Raw genomic sequence first — 17619 nt, forward strand, 5'->3', positions numbered from 1 at the left:
CCGCTACCGGGCACTTTCGTGACCGCCCATGGGCAGCTTTTCATGTCCGCCGACAGAGATCTACCACTCTGAATTCGCGGGGATCCTGGGGCCGCTCGGATGGGAGCGCATCGAGCCATGCTTTCAGTTCCTCCGCGGGGATGAGGAGTGAGCGGCCGGCGTACCGGCATCCAAGCCGTCCCGCTCGGATCTCTTTGCGAAGGTACTCATCGGACATCCCTACCGCTTGTGCCGCCGTCGCTGTTGTGTACGCCAGGGGCTGAGGCGATTCAGACATCAGCCGGGCGGTCTTCGCGCTCCTCATGTCGCCGGAGCATAGTGGCCGGTCCCTGTGGATACTGTGGAATGCCTGTAACACTCGGGCTGTTGCCGACGAAGATGATTCCGGAAGTTGTCGGTGGCACCACCTATCGTTGGGCCAGCTCAAACAGTCCGATTTCGTAAGGTCCCAGGGGATCACATACATTTGTCGTACAGTCAAGCGAAACGGACACACGGCTGTGCACAAAGTCGTCGGAACTGTGGATCGCGCTGTTGACAACGAACTACTCGGAAGGAGAACAACGATGGCGAATGTGAAAGATGTAGCTGCGTTCATCCTTCGGGAGCACGGCGAGATGACGGCGATGAAACTCCAGAAGCTTGTCTACTACTCGAAGGCGTGGCACCTGGTCTGGGAGGACTCCTCGCTGTTCTCCGAGCGTGTCGAAGCGTGGGCAAACGGCCCAGTTGTACCGGTTCTGTACCAAAAGCACCGCACCAAGTTCATGGTTCGGGCAGAGGACATTCAGGGCGACCCCGATGCCCTTACAACGGAAGAGCGAGATTCCGTCCGTGCCGTGCTTCGACACTATGGCGATATGAAGGCCGCGCAGTTGAGTGACCTGACTCATCGTGAGACGCCGTGGCGTGCAGCTCGTGGCGACGCTCCCGCGGGCGCATTTTGCCAGACGGAGATCACGGAAGTGTCGATGTCGGAGTACTACGCGAGTCTCCTCGGGTAGGAGCCGTGGGTAAGGGCAAGGCTCGGCACAACAAAGAGGTTCCGCCTTCGGCAACGCCGCCCGTCGCGAAGATGCCAGTCGGTACACCCCGCGCATTTGAGAAGCTACCTACCTCTGCGCCGGCCGACGAGGATCAACAGCTTCGATTTCGGTTCGGACTCGTCGACGAGCGGAACTGGCCCTTGTCGAAGATTAGCCGCGAGCACTTCTCCCGGCTGTTGAAGCGGCTGGCGTATTTCGAGAACCTAACCGTCGCGCAGGCGAAGTCCAACAACCTGCTGGCGGACTACGACGTTTCTGTGTGCCCGAACAAATCGGTGCCGAAGATCTTGACGTTGAGCCATGCTGGCCGCGACGATCTTTGCCGGCTCACCGTCGCTCCGAGCGGCGACAACCGATTGTTCGGCTTCCGTGAGGGAAGCGAGTTCCACATCCTTTGGTGGGATCCAAACCACGACGTCTGGCCTGAGGGGAAGATCAAGCGGTAGCCGTGCCCACACTTTGCCCACACTTACCCGCAATTTCGGGTGATATTAGGTGATGCGGTGTGAAGCATTATCGCAGGTAGATGGAGGTTTTGCCCTTCTACCTGTATCTCGTCACGCATTTGCAAGGCAGATGTCAGGAGTTCGAATCTCCTAGGCTCCACAAGTACAGAGAAACAACGGTGTGCCCCGGATTCGGAAGAGTCTGGGGCGCACTGCTGTGTGGACCCCATTACGAGTGAGGTTACCCTTACTTCATGACCGCACTCGATCCCGGAGCCCGTGACCGTCTCGATCCGCGCAGCCGCGTGGCGTCCCACCACCGGACGGGGGAGGGAACCGCGCGCATCGGTTACCCGATCGGAGTCCGCACGGTCACGGTCCGAGCGCGCGAGTACCTCACGCCCCGCATGGTGCGCCTCACGATCGGTGGTCCCGGGCTGGACGGGTTCCACACCTATCAGGCCGACGATCACGTGAAGATCGTGTTCCCCGATGCGGACGGCACCCGCCGCATCCCGGTCGCGAACGACGCGATGATGCTCGACTGGCCGCGACCGCTCCCGACCAGCCGGAAGTACACCGTCCGGCGCTACGACGCCGACGCCCGCGAACTCGACCTGGACTTCGTGCTGCACGAGGGCGGGCTCGCGTCGTCCTGGGCGACGACGGTCGAGGTCGGCGACGACGTGACCATCGCCGGCCCGCCCGGCGCGAAGGCGTTCGCCCACAACTTCGACCACTACGTCTTCGCCGTCGATTCCACCGCGCTTCCCGCGGTCGCGCGGTGGCTCGACGAGTCCCCGGCCGACGTGTCGGCGCACGTCGTGATCGAGACCGACGACGCCGTCGAGCACGGCTACCCGCTGGCCGCGCGCGACGACGTGGACGTGAGGTGGCTCGTTCGCGACGGCAGCGAGTCCACCCTGGCGTCGACGGTGCAGTCGCTCGCGCTGCCCGACGGCCGCACGTTCCTGTTCGCGGCCGGCGAGGCGAACGACATCAAGCCGTTGCGCGCGTGGAGCAAGGACCGGATGGAGTCACTGTTCACGGGCTACTGGAAACGCGGAGTCGCCGGTCTGGACGACTGACCGGCCCTACACTCGCACCATGACGACGGCCCGGCCCGCACTCGCCCGCCGAGCGGTCGTGGCCGCGGCGATACTCGGAATGCTGACGGCGGCCGGTGCCGCGCCGGCGAATGCGCAGACCCGCCCGCTGCAACCGATCGCCCTGGCGGTGTCGCTGCGCCTCGCCACGGCGGACACGGTGGCGGCCGCCAAGTGGGGCACGCCGTCGCCGATCGACGATCCCGCGCGCGAGGCGCAGGTGTTGGGCGCGGTCGCCTCCCAGGCCGCCGACGAGGGCCTCAGCGCGCCGCGGGTGCAGCAGATCTTCCGGGATCAGATCGAGGCCAACAAGGTGGTGCAGCGCGCGCTGTTCTCCTGGTGGAGTGTCGCGCCGGGCGCGGCGCCGACGGTCCGGCCCGACCTGTCGCAGGTCCGCCCGGTCATCGACCGTCAGAATACGGACATCCTGCTGCAGTTGCGTGAGCAGGAGGATCTGCTCGCCGGTCCGGGCTGTGTGCCCGCTCTCGTCGACGCCGCGGTCGCGGTGGCGGCCGAACAGCGCCTCGACGCACTGCATCAGGCGACGCTGGCCCGCGCGCTCGTGTCGATCTGCGGCGCAATCCGCGAATGACTGACCGTTTCGACGTGGTCCGGCAAGATATCGCCAACTAGACTCGGGGCATGATCTCCAAGGTCGCGACACTCCTCCTCGACCGGGTGTCGATGTTCGAGTTCGGTGTGGTCTGCGAGGTCTTCGGAATCGACCGCACCGAACATGGGGTGCCGGCATTCGATTTCCGGATCTGCGGGATCCGCCCCGGCGAACCACTCGCATCGATCACCCCGGGACTGACGCTCTCCGCCGAATACGGGCTGGACTCGCTGCGCGACGCGGATCTTGTCGTGGTCCCGCCGCCGGGCGCGCAGTCCGGCTTCCCGGAGGAGGCGCTCGACGCCGTGCGCGCGGCCGCGGAGGCCGGTGCCACGGTCCTCAGCCTGTGCTCCGGTGCGTTCCTGCTCGGCGAGGCGGGACTGCTGGACGGGCGCAAGTGCACCACCCACTGGGGGTACGTCGAGGAACTGGCCACCCGGTTCCCGACCGCGGTGGTCGACCCCGACGTCCTGTTCGTCGACGAGGGCAACCTCGTCACCAGCGCGGGCACCGCGGCGGGCATCGACGCCTGCCTGCACGTGGTCCGCCGGGAGCTCGGTTCCACGGTGGCCAACACGATCGCCCGCCGGATGGTCGTGCCGCCGCAACGCGACGGCGGGCAGCGGCAGTTCATCGAGCAGCCGGTGGTCGCGTGCACGTCGGACAGCCTGAGCGAGACGATGGCGTGGATGAGCGAGAACCTCGAGGTGCCGCACACGATCGACGAGCTCGCGGCCCGCTCGTCCATGTCGACGCGGACGTTCGCGCGCAAGTTCGCGGCCGAGACGGGCACCACCCCGGTGAAGTGGCTGACGACGCAGCGCGTGCTCTATGCGCGGCAGCTACTCGAGGGCACCGACCTCGGTCTCGAGGCGATCTCGAGACGCACCGGATTCGGTTCCGGTGCGCTGCTGCGCCACCACTTCAACCGGGTGGTCGGCGTCGCGCCCGGCGACTATCGTCGCCGGTTCGGCTGCCACACAGCCGAACTCACGCAATGAACGTTCCGATGGCCGGGTTCGCCTGGCAGATCGGGCTGCTGCCGAAGTTGATCGACCCGAACGCCGTGGCCACCACGTTCCCGACGCCGGTGTTCACCGTCGCGGACAGGAACGGGTAGACGCCGCCGAGGTTCACGATCCCCGAACGCCCGCTGTCGGTGTTGACCCAGGCGACGGTGACCTGCGCGGCCGCCGGGATCGGTGGCGCGGCGGGGTGCGACTCGAACCGGATGTCGCCGTCGGCGATCGGCGGGACCGCCTCCGGCCCGGACTGCCCGGTGAGCGCCGTCAACGACATCAGACTGCCCTGGTTCGGACATCCGATGGTGAGGGCCGGTCCGCCGAAGGGGTGGGGTGGGTCGGCGCCGGCGGGCCCGGCCGTCAGCAGGGCCGCGGCGGCGAGCGGAAACGCGACAACGGCGGTGCGGTGGGCGATACGTGCGGCGGTCATGTCTGCTCCTCGGAACGGATCCTCGCGCTGGTGCGCATCTACCAGCGGGATACCCCTGGTACAAGCCGTGAAACGAAGACATGACCGCATGCCGGACGACACCGCACGAGCGCGCGCCCTGCCGGCCGGGAGTGGCGGATCAGTTGGCGGCGAGGGGCTTCGTCGCCGTCGGCGGCGTGGCCTCCTGCGTGTCCGCGCTGTCGATATCGCGCAGGTTCGGGGGAGCGGACGCCACCCGCGGCTGCTCCCGGCGGCGGCGCTTGAAGAACACCGCGCCCCCGGCGACAGCGGCACCGACCAGCACGACGATCGCGATGCGACGGCCCTTCCGCGACTTCTTCTCCTCGACCGGCGCGACAGCCGACGTGAGGGGACGAATGACGTCCTGGGCGACCTCTTTCACCGGTGCGGTCCGGGCGCGTTCGTAGCCCTTCTTCGCCAGCGACGCCCCCTGCCTGCCGAGGAACACACTGACCTGCCCGGCGCCGCGGGCCGCGGCGAGCGCAGCCGAGCGCGCGCAGCGCAGGGCCTGATCGACAGCCTCGGATTCCTTGACCCGAACAGCCGAATCCTCGACGTGGGCCAGCGCGGTCTCGACTCGTTCGGACACCTGCTCCTGCAGGTGCTCGGCGCGTTCGGTCGGAAGCAGGTTCGTGAGGGACTCCGTCGCTCGTGTCATGACCCCACTTTGTCACAAGAACCGGCAGCACGAACCGATCCGAAGTACTCGAGTCACGGCGGCGGAACCACGCGGAACCACGCAATGGCAACATGGTGGTGTGACTTCACCTCATCAGACCGCAACCGCAACGCTGCACACCAACCGCGGCGACATCAAGATCGCGCTGTTCGGCAACCACGCGCCCAAGACCGTCGAGAACTTCGTCGGCCTGGCCGACGGTTCGAAGGACTACAGCACCGCCAACGCGGGCGGCACCAACTCCGGACCGTTCTACGACGGCGCCATCTTCCACCGCGTCATCGACGGATTCATGATCCAGGGTGGCGACCCCACCGGTACCGGCGCCGGTGGCCCGGGCTACAAGTTCGGCGACGAGTTCCACCCGGAACTGCAGTTCGACCGCGCCTACATCCTGGCCATGGCCAACGCGGGCCCGGGAACCAACGGCTCGCAGTTCTTCATCACCACCGGCCCGACGCCGCACCTCAACCGTCGCCACACCATCTTCGGTGAGGTCGTCGACGAGGAGTCGAAGAAGGTCGTCGACGCCATCTCGACCACGGCCACCGATCGCGCGGACCGTCCGCTCGAGCCGGTCGTGATCAACAGCGTCACCATCGCGTAGGGAACCGCAGCACATGACCAACCCCGGCTGGGGCGGTGCCGCGAACGAGGGCACTCCGCCCCAGCCGCGGTGCGTCCGCCACCCCGATCGCCCCACTGCACTGTCGTGCAATCGGTGCGGTCGCCCCGCGTGTCCCGAATGCCTGCGTGAAGCCGCAGTCGGCTACCAGTGCGTCGACTGTGTCGCCGCCGGGCAGCGTGACGTCCGCGCGGTCCGCAACGTCGCAGGCGCCGTGACCACGCAGCGTGCGGTGCCGCTGGTGACGTACATCCTGATGGCCGCGAACGTCGGCATCTTCCTGATCACCGCGGCGCAGTCCCGCAGCATCATGCAGAACCAGGCGGGATCGGCGCTCTTCGCCGACTGGGCGCTGTTCCCACCCGCTGTCGTGGACGGTCAGTTCGTCCGCGTGATCGGTAGCGGATTCCTGCACTTCGGTCTCATCCACCTGGCCGTCAACATGTTCGCGCTGTGGATCATCGGCCGCGACACCGAACTGGTCCTCGGCCGCGCCCGCTACGCCTTCGTGTACTTCGCGTCGATTCTCGGCGGTTCCGCCGCGGTGATGCTGTTCCAGCTGCACGCGGTCACCGCGGGTGCGTCGGGCGCCGTCTTCGGGCTGATGGGCGCGCAGGCGGTCATCCTCCTGAGGCTGCGGCGCAGTCCGGCACCGGTGATCTCGGTGATCGCCATCAACGTGATCATCAGCATCACCATCCCCGGCATCTCACTGTGGGGGCATCTCGGAGGCCTGGTCGCGGGAGCCGCGTCCACCGCGGCGATCCTCTACGGGCCTCAGCTGCTGGGCGCCGGGAACAACCGGGAGAAGGCCGTCACCGTCGGCTGGGTCTGCCTCGGCGTCGTGGTGCTGGTGCCGCTGGCCGTCATCGCGGTGCGCACCCTGCAGCTCCGCGCGAGCTTCGGCTACTGACCCCGGCCCACCAGACGGTGCACCGCGAGGGCATCGAACACATCCTCCGGATTGGTGCCGAGATCCCAGCGGCCGAAGATCAGGAGGTGTTCGGTGCCGTCCTCGGTGCGGACGTCGATCTCGAGCATCGGCACCCGGCGGCCCAGCCGTGGGTACCGCACCAGACGCGCCCGGTCGATCTGCGAACGGTTGTACCCGTGGCGACCCGTCAGCCGGTGCACCACGATCCCGCCGCCCTCCCTGTCGACGGCGAGGCGCGGGCGCTGCCGGAGCGCCGACGCGGCGGTCAGCAGCAGCCCGAGGGCGGCGACGCACACGAGGGCACGGCCCGCCGGCTCGATCGACACCGAAAGTCCCGCGACCCCCAACGCGAGCCCGCCCGCGGCCAGAGCGATCACCGCACCGAGCGGCGTCGACCACTCCAGCGGTGCCTCGTCAGCAGACATCGGCACTCGACCTGCGGCTATCCACAGGGGTTGTCCACAATGGGGATGAATGACATGCGTGTAATTGTGATCGTCAACGCCAGCGCATCGTCATGATCAGCCCGACCACCATGAAGCCGAATCCGATGAGGAAGTTGTAGGCACCGAGGTTGTTCATCCACTCGAGCTGGTCGGCGGCCAGGTAGTAGACGAGCAGCCACACCAGGCCGACCAGCATGAACCCGAGCATCACCGAGACGTACAGGGTGCTCGAGGGGCCTGCCTTCACCTTCACCGGGGTGCGGCTCGCAGGGTTGATGGTGTAATCGGTCTTCTTTCGGACCTTCGACTTCGGCATGACGTCCTCGTTCGTGCGGCTCTGCGGGAATGTGGGCAGGTAGATTCGGAAATACCTGCGTGTGTACACGCTAACGTAGCCGCGATTCGCGCGGCGAGGACGAGGGGACGGAAACACCGGTGACCAGGTCGATCTTCTGGCGGATCGCGGTGCTGGTGGTGTGTCTCGTGGCCGGCCTGCTGGTGGCCACCACCCGCCAGGTGTCGCACGGCAACGAGATTCGTGCCGGTGATTCCACCCGGTTGTCCGACCTCGTGCGGAACGCGCAGTCCGAGACCGATCAGGTGGCCGAGACCCGCGACAACCTGGCGGCGCAGGTGGAGTCGCTGCAGCAGGACGCGGCGGCGTCCGACAGTGGCGTCGCGCAGGCGCTCGCCGACAGCAAAGCGCTCGCCACCGATGCCGGACTCACTCCGATGACCGGCCCCGGTGTCACCGTCACACTCACCGACGCCCCCCGCGACGCGGACGGCAAGTACCCCGTCGACGCGTCGCCGGACGATCTCGTCGTCCACCAGCAGGACGTCCAGAGTGTGCTGAACGCGCTGTGGGTGGGCGGCGCCGAGGCCGTCGGCATGCAGGACCAGCGGATCGTCAACACGTCCGCGCCGCGCTGCATCGGCAACACACTGCTGTTGCACGGCCGCACCTACAGCCCGCCGTACGTGATGTCGGCGATCGGGGATCCGGCGCGACTGGAGGCGGCACTCGCCAACGAACCCGGAATCCGGGTGTTCAAGCAGTACGCGACGCGATTCGGTCTCGGCTACTCGGAGGCCGCGTCCGGCCAATTGTCCGTGCCCGGGTACGCGGGCCACTGACGGGAACGGTCCCCGGCCGTGCGCGGCTCGGGGCGGGCAGAATACCCTGCTCCCATGAGGATTCTCGTCGTCGACAACTACGACAGCTTCGTGTTCAACCTGGTCCAGTACCTCGGACAGCTGGGAACCCGGGCCGTGGTCTGGCGCAACGACGATCCGAACCTCACCGGGCCCGACGCGATCGCGGCCGCGGCGGCCGAGTTCGACGGCATCCTCCTGAGCCCCGGCCCCGGCACACCGCAGCGCGCCGGAGCGACGATGGACCTGGTCACGGCATGCGCCGCGGCCGGCACGCCGCTACTCGGGGTGTGCCTCGGACACCAGGCGATCGGCGCCGCGTTCGGCGCGACCGTCGACAGGGCGCCCGAACTCCTGCACGGCAAGACCAGCATCGTCCACCACACCGGCGAGGGTGTTCTCGCGGGTCTGCCCGACCCGTTCACCGCCACGCGGTACCACTCGCTGACCGTCCTGGAAGACACCATCCCGGACGAACTCGAGGTCACCGCGCACACCGACAGCGGCATCGTCATGGCGATGCGGCACCGGGAACTACCGATCCACGGCGTCCAGTTCCACCCGGAGTCCGTGCTCACCGAGGGCGGGCACCGGATGCTCGCCAACTGGCTCACCGTCTGCGGCGATGCCCCCAAGGAATCCCTCGTCGCCACCCTCGAAGCCGAGGTCGCGCAGGCATTAGGGGCGTAGCCCCTGTGAGTGGTTGACGAGTCCAGAGACTCGTCAACCACTCACAGGCGGCGGAGCCGCCTACCGCGGGATGCCCAGCGCTCCGACGCCGACCGAGACGACAGCGTTCTTGGTGATTTCCGATCCCGGGGGCTGTTCCTGGCTGATGATCTTGCCGACCATCTCCGGGTCCAGCGTGGACGTCTGCGTCTGATTCAGCGAGGCCGACGACCCGCTCCAGCCGGCGCTCCGCAGCTCTGCGAGCGCCTGCGACACCGTCTTGCCCGTCAGGTCGGGCATCTCGATGTTGTTGCCGTTCGACACCCGGATCTGGATGGTGTCGCCCTTGGCGGCGGTGGAGCCGCCGACCGGATCGGTGGAGACGACCTGGCCCTTGGGGACACCGGAATCGATGTTCTGGATCTGCGCCTTGAAGCCGGCGCCCTCGATGTTCGCCTGCGCGACCTCGACCTTCTGGCCGGTGACGTCGGGGATGCGGATCTGCTCGGGCCCGGTGCCCAGCGTGACGGCGACCTCGGAGTCGAGGGAGATGCTCGCCCCGGAGGACGGGTTCTGCTGGATCACCTTGTCGACGTCGGAGGCGTCGGACGGTGCGCGGGCGACGGCGGTGTCGAGGCGCAGACCGACCGCGTTGAGTTCCTGCTGCGCTTCCTGCTGGGTCAGGCCCGCGAGCCGCGGGACCTTCACCTGTTCGGGGCCCGACGACACCTCGAGGGTGATCGTGCTGCCCTCGTCCACCTGCACGCCGCCGACGGGCCGCGTGGTGATGACGTTGCCCGTCGCCACGACAGCGTCGGGTTTCTGCTGCCGGGAGACGCGGAAGCCGAGGTTCTGCAGCGTGGTCTCGGCGTCGTCCGCAGCCTGGTTCGTGACGTCCGGCATGGTCACCTGATCGGCCTTCGAACCCGGGCCCACGGACCACAGGAACGCGCCGACGATGCCGACGACGATGAGGGCGCCCAGCGCCATCAGCGCCAACCGCATCGGGTTCTTCTTCTTGTCGGGCTCGCCGCCGCCCGTCTTCGACGCCGTCGCCTGGGTGGTGGTCTGCGGGCGCCGGTAGTTTCCGGCGCCGGAGTCGACGGCACCGAGGATCGTGGTGCGGTCCTCGTCGCTCATGACCATCGGCGCGCTGGGGCGCTGCCCACCGAGAACCCGGACCAGGTCGCTGCGCATGTCCGCGGCGGTCTGGTAGCGGTTGGCGGGGTTCTTGCTCATCGCCTTGAGGATCACCGAGTCGAGTTCACGCGGAATGTCCGGGTTGACCACGGATGGCGTCTGCGGGTCCTCCCGCACGTGCTGGTACGCGACCGCGACCGGGGAGTCACCCTTGAACGGGGGTTCGCCGGTGAGGATCTCGAACAGCACGCAACCGAGCGAGTACACGTCCGAGCGGGCGTCGACCTGCTCGCCGCGAGCCTGCTCGGGCGAGAGGTACTGGGCGGTGCCGATGACGGCGGCCGTCTGCGTCATGGGGCTGGACGCGTCGGAGATCGCCCGCGCGATGCCGAAGTCCATCACCTTCACCGCGCCCGCACGGTTGATCATCACGTTGGCGGGCTTCACGTCACGGTGCACGATGCCGTTGCGGTGGCTGAAGTCGAGCGCCGCGCACACGTCCGAGATGACTTCCATCGCCCGGCGCGGCGCCATCGGGCCCTCGCCGCGCACGATGTCCCGCAACGTGTCGCCGTCGACGTACTCCATCACGATGTACGGCAGCGGTCCCGCGTCGGTTTCCGCCTCGCCGGTGTCGTAGACGGCCACGATCGCCGGATGGTTCAGCGCCGCCGCGTTCTGCGCCTCGCGGCGGAACCGCAGGTAGAACGTGGGGTCGCGAGCCAGGTCGGCACGCAGGACCTTGATCGCGACATCGCGGCTGAGTCGGACGTCCCGGGCGAGGTGGACCTCGGACATGCCACCGAAGCCGAGAATCTCACCCAGCTCGTAGCGTGAGGAGAGGTTGCGCGGTGTCGTCATGGCTGTCCTTGTGGGGTCGGAGTAGTTGACTCCTCCGACGTCGTCGTCGTGGTCGTCGTCGTGGGTGCGGTGGTGGTGGTCGTGGTGGTAGTCGTCGTCGGCTCTGTCGTCGTCGTGGTCGTCGGCTGGGTGGTCGTCGTGGTCGGCGGCGGCGGGGTGGTCGTCGTCGTATACGTCGGCTCGGTGGTGTACGTCTCTTCCTCGGTCGTCGTCGTGGTCGTCGGCCGCGGTGTCGTCGTGATCGTCCGCAGCGAGGATGTGATCGCAGGCGACGTCGGTTCCTTCGTGTCACCACCGTCGAACAGGACGAGTGCGAGCGCGATGATCGCCGCCAGCAGGATCAAACCACCTGCACCCCAGGCCACGGCCTTCTGGCCGCTGGTCAACCCGCCTTTCTTGCCGTCACCGTTCGCGTCGTCCGGCGGTACCTGCCCGGTGACCGGTCCCGCGTACGCGGTCTGCGAAGGTGGCATCATCTGGGTCGCACCGGTCATCGGCGGGGGCAGCACCCGCGCCGCCCCCGTGCCCGACACACCCGGCGGCGGAGGCCGCCTGCCGGCCCGGACCGCCGCGACCGCGTCGGCGAACTCCCCGCCACTCGCGTAGCGGGTGCTCGGATCCTTCGCGATCGTGATGTCGATGAGCTCGCGGATGTTCGGCGGCAGGTCGTTCGGCAGCGGCGCCGGCGCCTCCTGCACGTGCTTCATCGCCACCGTGATGGCCCCGTCGCCGATGAACGGGCGCCGTCCCGACAGCGCTTCGTAGCCGACGATGCCGAGAGAGTACACGTCGCTGGCCGCGGTCGCGTCCTGGCCGAGCGCCTGCTCGGGGGCGATGTACTGGGCGGTGCCCATCACCATGCCGGTGCGCGTGACCGGCGAGTTCTCCACGGCCTTGGCGATGCCGAAGTCGGTGATCTTCACCTGACCGGTGGGGGTGATCAGGATGTTGCCCGGTTTCACGTCGCGGTGCACGACTCCGGCGTCGTGCGCCACTTGCAGCGCCCGCCCGGTCTGCTCGAGCATGTCCAGTGCGTGCGGCACCGCGAGACGGCCCACCCGCGCGAGGACGGCGTTCAGCGGCTCACCGTTGACGAGTTCCATCACCAGGTAGGCAGTGGAGTCGCCGGTGGCGTCGCGGACCTCGCCGTAGTCGTAGATCCCGGCGATGCCGGAATGGTTCAGCTGCGCGGTGGTGCGTGCCTCGAAGCGGAACCGTTCGACGAACTCCGGGTCGGACGAGAACTCGGACTTCAGCACCTTCACCGCGACCCGACGGTTGAGCCGGTTGTCGGTCGCTTCCCAGACCTGTCCCATTCCGCCCGTGGCGATGAGCCGGATCAGGCGGTATCGATTGGCGATCAGCGCGCCGTTGTTCAGTGCCACAATCAGCCCCCTTGTAGTCCGGCTGCGATGACGGCACGGCCGATAGGTGCAGCCACCGAGCCGCCGGTTGCGGCCAGTGCACGATCTCCGCCGTCCTCGACGATGACCGCGATGGCCACGGTCGGGTTCTGGGCGGGTGCGAATCCGATGTACCAGGCGTGGGGCGGGGTGTTCCGTGGGTCGGTTCCGTGCTCGGCGGTGCCCGTCTTGGACGCGATCTGGACGCCCGGGATCTTGCCCTCGCCGCTGGTGTTGTTCTCGGAACCGATCATCAGGTCGGTCAGGGTAGCCGCCACCTGCGACGACATCGCCTGGCCTTCGGACACCGGGTTGGTGGTCGCGAGGTTGGACAGGTCCGGGCCCTGCAGTTCCGACACCAGCTGTGGTTGCATGCGCACCCCACCGTTGGCGACGGTAGCCGCGATCATCGCGTTCTGCAGCGGGGTGAGCGCGACGTCACGCTGGCCGATGCTGCTCTGGCCGAGCGCGGCGTCGTCGGGGATCGACCCGATGGTGCTGTCGGCGACGGGGAACGGGACGCCGGCCATCTGCCCACCGATGCCGAGTGCACTGGCCTGATCGCCGACGGCGTCGGCTCCGGTCTTGATGCCGAGTTCGACGAACGCCGTGTTGCAGGACCGCGCGAACGCCTCCCGCAGCGACGCGGTGGGTGCGCCGCCACACGTGGAGCCGTTGTAGTTCTCGAGCGTCGTCGACGTGCCGGGAAGGGTGATCTGCGGGGCCGCGGTCAGCTGGGTGTCGGGGGTGGTTCCGGCGGCGAGCGCGGCGGCGGTGACCACCACCTTGAACGTGGAACCGGGCGGGTACGTCTGCGACACCGCACGGTTGATCAGCGGCTTCTCCGGGTCGGCGTTCAGGGCCTCCCACGCCTGCGTCGTCTCGGTGCCGTCGTGGCTGGCGAGCGAGTTGGGGTCGTAGCTCGGGGTGCTCACCATCGTGAGGATGCGTCCGGTGCTCGGCTCGATCGCCACGACCGAACCGGTGTAGCCCTTCGCCGTCAGTTGGTCGTACGCCACCTGCTGCATCACCGGGTTGATGGTGCTCACCACGTTGCCGCCGCGCGGGTCGCGTCCGGACACGAGGTCGAAGAAGCGACGCCCGAACAGCCGGTTGTCGGAGCCGTTGAGCACCGGGTCCTCGGACCGCTCGAGTCCGGTGCTGCCGTACTGCATGGAGTAGAAACCGGTGACCGGTGCGTTGGCCAGCGGGCTCGACGGCGCCGCCGGGTTCGGCGGGTAGGTGCGCAGGTACTTGTAGCGGTCGTCGGTCGGCACGGATGCCGCGAGCACCTGCCCGGCGGCCGAGATCTGGCCGCGCTGACGCGAGTACTCGTCGAGCAGCACGCGTGAGTTCCGCGGATCGGCCCGCAGGTTGTCCGCCTTGATGACCTGGACGTAGGTGGCGTTGGCGAGGAGGGCGACCACCATCACCATGACGGCGATCGCGACACGACGCAGCGGTGTGTTCATGAGCGCGGCACCATCTCGGTCGGGGCGTCGGCGATGGGTGCGGGGCCCTTCTTCTTCGGGACGGCCGGCTCACGGGCAGCGTCGGAGATCTTGATGAGGATCGCGAGGAGGAGGTAGTTGGCGAGCAGGGACGACCCACCGTACGACATGAACGGCGTGGTCAGACCGGTGAGGGGGATCAGTTTGGTGACGCCGCCGACCACCACGAACACCTGCACCGCGATCGTGAACGACAGACCGGCGGCGAGGAGCTTGCCGAAGCTGTCGCGGACGGCGAGTGCGGTGCGCAGGCCGCGGATGACGAGGATCAGGAACAACATCAGGACGGCGGCGAGACCGATGAGTCCGAGTTCTTCGCCGATCGTCGCGACGATGAAGTCGGTCTTCGCGAACGGCACCTGGGCGGGCCTGCCGCTGCCGAGCCCCGTCCCTGCGACGCCACCGGTCGCGAGCCCGAACAGCGACTGCGAGATCTGGTAGCCGGTGTTGTTGTAGTCGGCCAGCGGGTCGAGCCAGGTGCTGACCCGCACCCGGACGTGGCCGAACAACTGGTACGCGAAGAAGAACCCGATGCCGAGCAGTCCGACGCCGATCAGCAGCCATCCGACGCGTTCGGTGGCGATGTAGAGCATCACGAGCACGGTGCTGAACAGCAGCAGCGACGTGCCGAGGTCCTTCTCCAGCACCAGCACCCCCACCGACACCATCCACGCGACGAGGATGGGCCCGAGGTCGCGGGCGCGGGGAAGGTCGATGCCGAACACGTGCTTGCCCGCGGTGGTGAACAGGTCGCGCTTCGCGACGAGGACGGACGCGAAGAAGATGATCAGCAGGATCTTCGCGAACTCGCCGGGCTGAATGCTGAAGCCGGGGAGGCGGATCCAGATCTTCGCGCCGTTCACCTCGGAGAAGCTCGACGGCAGGATCGCCGGGATGGCGAGGAACACCAGTCCGGCGAGGCCCAGGGTGTAGCTGTAGCGGGCGAGGAGGCGGTAGTCCTTGAGCAGCACCAGCACGGCCACGAAACCGGCGATGGCCAGCGTCGTCCACAGCACCTGCTGGTTGGCGTCCGGCGACGGGACGGGCAGCCCGAAGTAGGCGGCGGACTGTGCGTCGGCGAGGTCGAGTCGGTGGATCAGCACCAGGCCGAGTCCGTTGAGCAGCGCGACGATCGGCAGGATCAGGGGATCGGCGTACGGCGCGAACCGGCGCACCGCGAGATGCGCGATCAGGAACAGCGCCGTGTAGGCGGCGGCGTACTTGGCGAGGTCCCAGGTGATGCTCTGTTCCTGGCTGGCCTCCACCAGCACCAGCGAGATCGTGGTGATCAGGATCGCGAAACCGATCAGGATCAGCTCGGTGCCCCGGCGCGTCGACTGCACGGGGGCTGGCGCGAACCCGCCGGGTGGACTGGGAAACTGCGCCCCCGGTGATGCACTTGCGACCGACATCAGCTAGCCGTCCTGCAGTTCTGACCGGGAACCTGGGTCACGGTCGGCGCCGGGGTGGCGGTCGGGGTCTGGGGCGCAGGCGTCTCCGGGGCAGGCAACGCTGCCGGGGGAGCGGGTGCGGGGGCGGGCGCGGGCGCCGTGGTCTCCGGGACGGGCGCGGGTGCCGGCGTCGGAACGGGACTCGGTGCCGGGGTGGTCGTCGTGGTGGCGGCGGACTCCGACTCGCACACCGGAAGCAGATCGTTCTGCGCGAGCCGCGTCATCTGGTTGCGGGCGTCGTCGAGCTTGCCCGAGGGCAACCCCGCACGCACCTGCTCACGGGCGGACGGCTGAAGGTCGTCGACCTCGAGGATGGTGCACCCGTTCGGCGATTCGGTCGGCGACATCAACGTCAGGTCGCCGGAGTCGCTGACACAGCCGACCAGGTTCGCCTCGTGCAGCGAGTACCCGAGCACCGAACCGGGAACTCCACGCAGCACGGTGACGCGTTCGCCGTCGGCGCCGACGTAGTAGTTGTTGCGGACCAGAGCCCGCCCCACGAAGGCAGCGACGGCGACCACGACGATCAGACCGAGCGCGAGCGCAGCCCACCACATGCGGTGACGCTTCTTCTTCGTCGGCGGTTCCTCGACCTGCGGGACCACCCGCTTCGGCGTGGCACGCGGCGGACGCATCGCCGCCGCACGTCCCGCGGCGGTGTTGGGCGGCGGCGTGTCCTCCTCGTCGTCGGCGGAGGCGGCACCGGCCACGATGGGATGACTCTGTCCGTAGTCGAGGTCGATGACGTCGGCGACGACGACCGTCACGTTGTCCGGGCCGCCGCTGCGCAGGGCGAGTTCGATGAGCCGGTCGGCGCACTCGTCCTGCGAGCCCTCCCGCATCGTGTTCTCGATGGTCTCGTCGCTGACCACGTCCGACAGTCCGTCGGAGCACAGCAGATAACGGTCGCCGGCGCGGGCCTCGCGGACCGTCAGCGTCGGTTCGATCTCGTTGCCGGTGAGGGCGCGCATGATGAGCGAGCGCTGCGGGTGGGTGTGTGCCTGCTCGGCGGTGATCCGGCCCTCGTCGACCAGCGACTGCACGAACGTGTCGTCCCGGGTGATCTGTGCGAGGGAGTCGTCGCGAAGCAGATACGCGCGGGAGTCGCCGATGTGGACCAGCCCGAGCTTGTTGCCGGAGAACAGGATTGCGGTGAGCGTGGTGCCCATGCCGTCGAGTTCGGGGTCTTCCTCGACGTGATCGGCGATGGTGTCGTTGCCCTCGCGGGTAGCGGCCTCCAGCTTGCCGAGCAGGTCCTCGCCCGGCTCGTCGTCGTCGAGATGCGCGAGGGCCGCGATCATCAACTGCGACGCGACCTCACCGGCCGCGTGACCGCCCATGCCGTCCGCGAGCGCCAGCAGGCGGGCCCCGGCGTACACCGAATCTTCGTTGTTGGAACGGACGAGGCCACGATCGCTGCGGGCGGCATAGCGGAGTACGAGGGTCACGGGCGCAACTCGATTACCGTTTTGCCGACCCGTACGGGGGTACCGAGCGGCACGCGGACAGATGTGGTGACCTTGGCGCGATCCAGGTACGTGCCGTTGGTCGAGCCGAGGTCTTCGACGTACCAGTCGGCGCCTCGCGGGGAGAGCCGAGCGTGGCGGGTGGACGCGTAGTCGTCGGTGAGGACGAGCGTGGAGTCGTCGGCCCGGCCGATGAGGACGGGCTGAGTGCCGAGAGTGATGCGCGTGCCGGCGAGGCCGCCCTGCGTCACCACCAGATACTTGGCCGTCTTCGTCTTCCCCAGCGACGGCAGAACATTGCCGCTGCGCGAATATCGGGGCGGCACACGGACGCCGGAGCCGGCGTAGATGTCGCCACGCAACGCCCGCAGGACGGTCCAGACGAACAGCCACAGCAGGAGCAGGAAACCTGCTCGTGTGAGTTGCAGAATCAAACCTTGCACGGCAGTCCACCTCCTTCTGTGGCCGGAACAGTCGAGATTCCGGCGTCTTTTTCTCGCAGCATCATAGGGGCAACCCGCACCCTGCGATCAGGATACGGACAGCCCACAACGATACGGAGTCCCCACCGTGTTACGTCCGACACGGGCTCCGA

General features: G+C 68.0%; 20 protein-coding genes. 9 read left to right on the forward strand and 11 right to left on the reverse strand.

Annotated features, from left to right (window positions below; all coding sequences use genetic code 11):
* Positions 1 to 40: 40 nt before the first annotated feature.
* Positions 41 to 598, reverse strand: coding sequence for an excisionase family DNA-binding protein (locus P3H15_RS55565; protein WP_346348826.1), 558 nt, complete (start codon positions 596 to 598; stop codon positions 41 to 43).
* Between P3H15_RS55565 and P3H15_RS38880 the strand changes: the two genes are divergently transcribed.
* The 5 genes from P3H15_RS38880 to P3H15_RS38900 all read left to right on the forward strand — a co-directional run bounded on the left by P3H15_RS38880 (position 567) and on the right by P3H15_RS38900 (position 4212).
* On the forward strand, positions 567 to 1004 hold the full coding sequence (locus P3H15_RS38880) for a Panacea domain-containing protein (protein WP_276142124.1): 438 nt from the start codon (positions 567 to 569) through the stop codon (positions 1002 to 1004). The two genes, P3H15_RS55565 and P3H15_RS38880, sit on opposite strands and share 32 nt — an antisense overlap.
* A 5-nt stretch (positions 1005 to 1009) precedes the next feature.
* Entirely contained in the window at positions 1010 to 1492 is a 483-nt protein-coding gene (locus P3H15_RS38885) for a hypothetical protein (protein WP_276142125.1), read from the forward strand.
* Between the two features lie 254 nt (positions 1493 to 1746).
* Positions 1747 to 2580, forward strand: coding sequence for a siderophore-interacting protein (locus tag P3H15_RS38890; RefSeq protein ID WP_276142126.1), 834 nt, complete (start codon positions 1747 to 1749; stop codon positions 2578 to 2580).
* Between the two features lie 19 nt (positions 2581 to 2599).
* On the forward strand, positions 2600 to 3190 hold the full coding sequence (locus P3H15_RS38895; RefSeq protein ID WP_276142127.1) for a chorismate mutase: 591 nt from the start codon (positions 2600 to 2602) through the stop codon (positions 3188 to 3190).
* Positions 3191 to 3240: 50 nt separating this feature from the next.
* Complete coding sequence (locus tag P3H15_RS38900) at positions 3241 to 4212, forward strand: helix-turn-helix domain-containing protein (protein ID WP_276142128.1); 972 nt, start codon at positions 3241 to 3243, stop codon at positions 4210 to 4212.
* On the opposite strand, the gene P3H15_RS38905 is transcribed toward P3H15_RS38900, so the two are convergent.
* Together P3H15_RS38905 and P3H15_RS38910 are read right to left on the reverse strand one after the other, a co-directional pair.
* Entirely contained in the window at positions 4202 to 4663 is a 462-nt protein-coding gene (locus tag P3H15_RS38905) for a hypothetical protein (RefSeq protein ID WP_276142129.1), read from the reverse strand. The two genes, P3H15_RS38900 and P3H15_RS38905, sit on opposite strands and share 11 nt — an antisense overlap.
* 139 nt (positions 4664 to 4802) lie before the next feature.
* Positions 4803 to 5342: a hypothetical protein gene (locus P3H15_RS38910; protein WP_276142130.1), complete on the reverse strand. Its 540-nt coding sequence runs from the start codon at positions 5340 to 5342 to the stop codon at positions 4803 to 4805.
* Between the two features lie 100 nt (positions 5343 to 5442).
* Between P3H15_RS38910 and P3H15_RS38915 the strand changes: the two genes are divergently transcribed.
* Complete coding sequence (locus P3H15_RS38915; RefSeq protein ID WP_276142131.1) at positions 5443 to 5970, forward strand: peptidylprolyl isomerase; 528 nt, start codon at positions 5443 to 5445, stop codon at positions 5968 to 5970.
* Between the two features lie 13 nt (positions 5971 to 5983).
* Positions 5984 to 6901: a rhomboid family intramembrane serine protease gene (locus P3H15_RS38920; RefSeq protein WP_276142132.1), complete on the forward strand. Its 918-nt coding sequence runs from the start codon at positions 5984 to 5986 to the stop codon at positions 6899 to 6901.
* Here the strand turns inward: P3H15_RS38920 and P3H15_RS38925 are convergent.
* Positions 6895 to 7353 (reverse strand): PH domain-containing protein, encoded by a 459-nt coding sequence (locus P3H15_RS38925; RefSeq protein WP_276142133.1) that lies wholly within the window; start codon positions 7351 to 7353, stop codon positions 6895 to 6897. The genes P3H15_RS38920 and P3H15_RS38925 overlap by 7 nt on opposite strands.
* Before the next feature lie 67 nt (positions 7354 to 7420).
* The gene (gene crgA, locus P3H15_RS38930) at positions 7421 to 7684 is read right to left on the reverse strand and encodes a cell division protein CrgA (protein ID WP_005249082.1); all 264 of its coding nucleotides are present in this window, start codon (positions 7682 to 7684) and stop codon (positions 7421 to 7423) included.
* Between the two features lie 119 nt (positions 7685 to 7803).
* On the opposite strand from crgA, the gene P3H15_RS38935 reads away from it, so the two are divergent.
* Positions 7804 to 8505, forward strand: coding sequence for a DUF881 domain-containing protein (locus tag P3H15_RS38935; RefSeq protein WP_072942777.1), 702 nt, complete (start codon positions 7804 to 7806; stop codon positions 8503 to 8505).
* 54 nt (positions 8506 to 8559) lie between these two features.
* Positions 8560 to 9213 carry an aminodeoxychorismate/anthranilate synthase component II gene (locus tag P3H15_RS38940; protein ID WP_072942778.1) on the forward strand — a complete coding sequence of 218 codons (654 nt, stop codon included), beginning with the start codon at positions 8560 to 8562 and terminating at the stop codon, positions 9211 to 9213.
* A 60-nt stretch (positions 9214 to 9273) separates the two neighbouring features.
* On the opposite strand, the gene pknB is transcribed toward P3H15_RS38940, so the two are convergent.
* Genes pknB through P3H15_RS38970 form a run of 6 tightly spaced genes read right to left on the reverse strand, consistent with a single transcriptional unit; the run spans position 9274 to position 17467 of the window.
* Entirely contained in the window at positions 9274 to 11193 is a 1920-nt protein-coding gene (gene pknB / locus P3H15_RS38945; protein ID WP_276142134.1) for a Stk1 family PASTA domain-containing Ser/Thr kinase, read from the reverse strand.
* The gene (locus tag P3H15_RS38950) at positions 11190 to 12578 is read right to left on the reverse strand and encodes a serine/threonine-protein kinase (protein ID WP_276142135.1); all 1389 of its coding nucleotides are present in this window, start codon (positions 12576 to 12578) and stop codon (positions 11190 to 11192) included. Before P3H15_RS38950 ends, pknB begins: the two co-directional genes overlap by 4 nt.
* A 2-nt stretch (positions 12579 to 12580) precedes the next feature.
* Positions 12581 to 14068 carry a penicillin-binding transpeptidase domain-containing protein gene (locus P3H15_RS38955; protein WP_276142136.1) on the reverse strand — a complete coding sequence of 496 codons (1488 nt, stop codon included), beginning with the start codon at positions 14066 to 14068 and terminating at the stop codon, positions 12581 to 12583.
* The gene (locus tag P3H15_RS38960; protein ID WP_276142137.1) at positions 14065 to 15519 is read right to left on the reverse strand and encodes an FtsW/RodA/SpoVE family cell cycle protein; all 1455 of its coding nucleotides are present in this window, start codon (positions 15517 to 15519) and stop codon (positions 14065 to 14067) included. Before P3H15_RS38960 ends, P3H15_RS38955 begins: the two co-directional genes overlap by 4 nt.
* A complete protein-coding gene (locus P3H15_RS38965; RefSeq protein ID WP_276142138.1) occupies positions 15519 to 17006 on the reverse strand; it encodes a PP2C family serine/threonine-protein phosphatase in 1488 nt (495 codons plus the stop codon). The genes P3H15_RS38960 and P3H15_RS38965 overlap by 1 nt, the downstream gene beginning before the upstream one ends.
* The gene (locus P3H15_RS38970) at positions 17003 to 17467 is read right to left on the reverse strand and encodes an FHA domain-containing protein (RefSeq protein WP_005249074.1); all 465 of its coding nucleotides are present in this window, start codon (positions 17465 to 17467) and stop codon (positions 17003 to 17005) included. The genes P3H15_RS38965 and P3H15_RS38970 overlap by 4 nt, the downstream gene beginning before the upstream one ends.
* Positions 17468 to 17619: the final 152 nt, after the last annotated feature.

Origin of the sequence: Rhodococcus sp. T2V (genome assembly GCF_029269925.1) — a bacterium.
Classification (GTDB): domain Bacteria; phylum Actinomycetota; class Actinomycetes; order Mycobacteriales; family Mycobacteriaceae; genus Rhodococcus_F; species Rhodococcus_F koreensis.

Bases quoted from the DNA above. Each gene is read 5' to 3' on its own strand.
- P3H15_RS38880 (WP_276142124.1), top strand. From the start codon at position 567: ATGGCGAATGTGAAAGATGTAGCTGCGTTCATCCTTCGGGAGCACGGC.
- P3H15_RS55565 (WP_346348826.1), bottom strand. From the start codon at position 598: ATGAACGCAGCTACATCTTTCACATTCGCCATCGTTGTTCTCCTTCCG.
- P3H15_RS38890 (WP_276142126.1), top strand. From the start codon at position 1,747: ATGACCGCACTCGATCCCGGAGCCCGTGACCGTCTCGATCCGCGCAGC.
- P3H15_RS38895 (WP_276142127.1), top strand. From the start codon at position 2,600: ATGACGACGGCCCGGCCCGCACTCGCCCGCCGAGCGGTCGTGGCCGCG.
- P3H15_RS38900 (WP_276142128.1), top strand. From the start codon at position 3,241: ATGATCTCCAAGGTCGCGACACTCCTCCTCGACCGGGTGTCGATGTTC.
- P3H15_RS38905 (WP_276142129.1), bottom strand. From the start codon at position 4,663: ATGACCGCCGCACGTATCGCCCACCGCACCGCCGTTGTCGCGTTTCCG.
- P3H15_RS38910 (WP_276142130.1), bottom strand. From the start codon at position 5,342: ATGACACGAGCGACGGAGTCCCTCACGAACCTGCTTCCGACCGAACGC.
- P3H15_RS38920 (WP_276142132.1), top strand. From the start codon at position 5,984: ATGACCAACCCCGGCTGGGGCGGTGCCGCGAACGAGGGCACTCCGCCC.
- crgA (WP_005249082.1), bottom strand. From the start codon at position 7,684: ATGCCGAAGTCGAAGGTCCGAAAGAAGACCGATTACACCATCAACCCT.
- P3H15_RS38940 (WP_072942778.1), top strand. From the start codon at position 8,560: ATGAGGATTCTCGTCGTCGACAACTACGACAGCTTCGTGTTCAACCTG.
- pknB (WP_276142134.1), bottom strand. From the start codon at position 11,193: ATGACGACACCGCGCAACCTCTCCTCACGCTACGAGCTGGGTGAGATT.
- P3H15_RS38955 (WP_276142136.1), bottom strand. From the start codon at position 14,068: ATGAACACACCGCTGCGTCGTGTCGCGATCGCCGTCATGGTGATGGTG.
- P3H15_RS38960 (WP_276142137.1), bottom strand. From the start codon at position 15,519: ATGTCGGTCGCAAGTGCATCACCGGGGGCGCAGTTTCCCAGTCCACCC.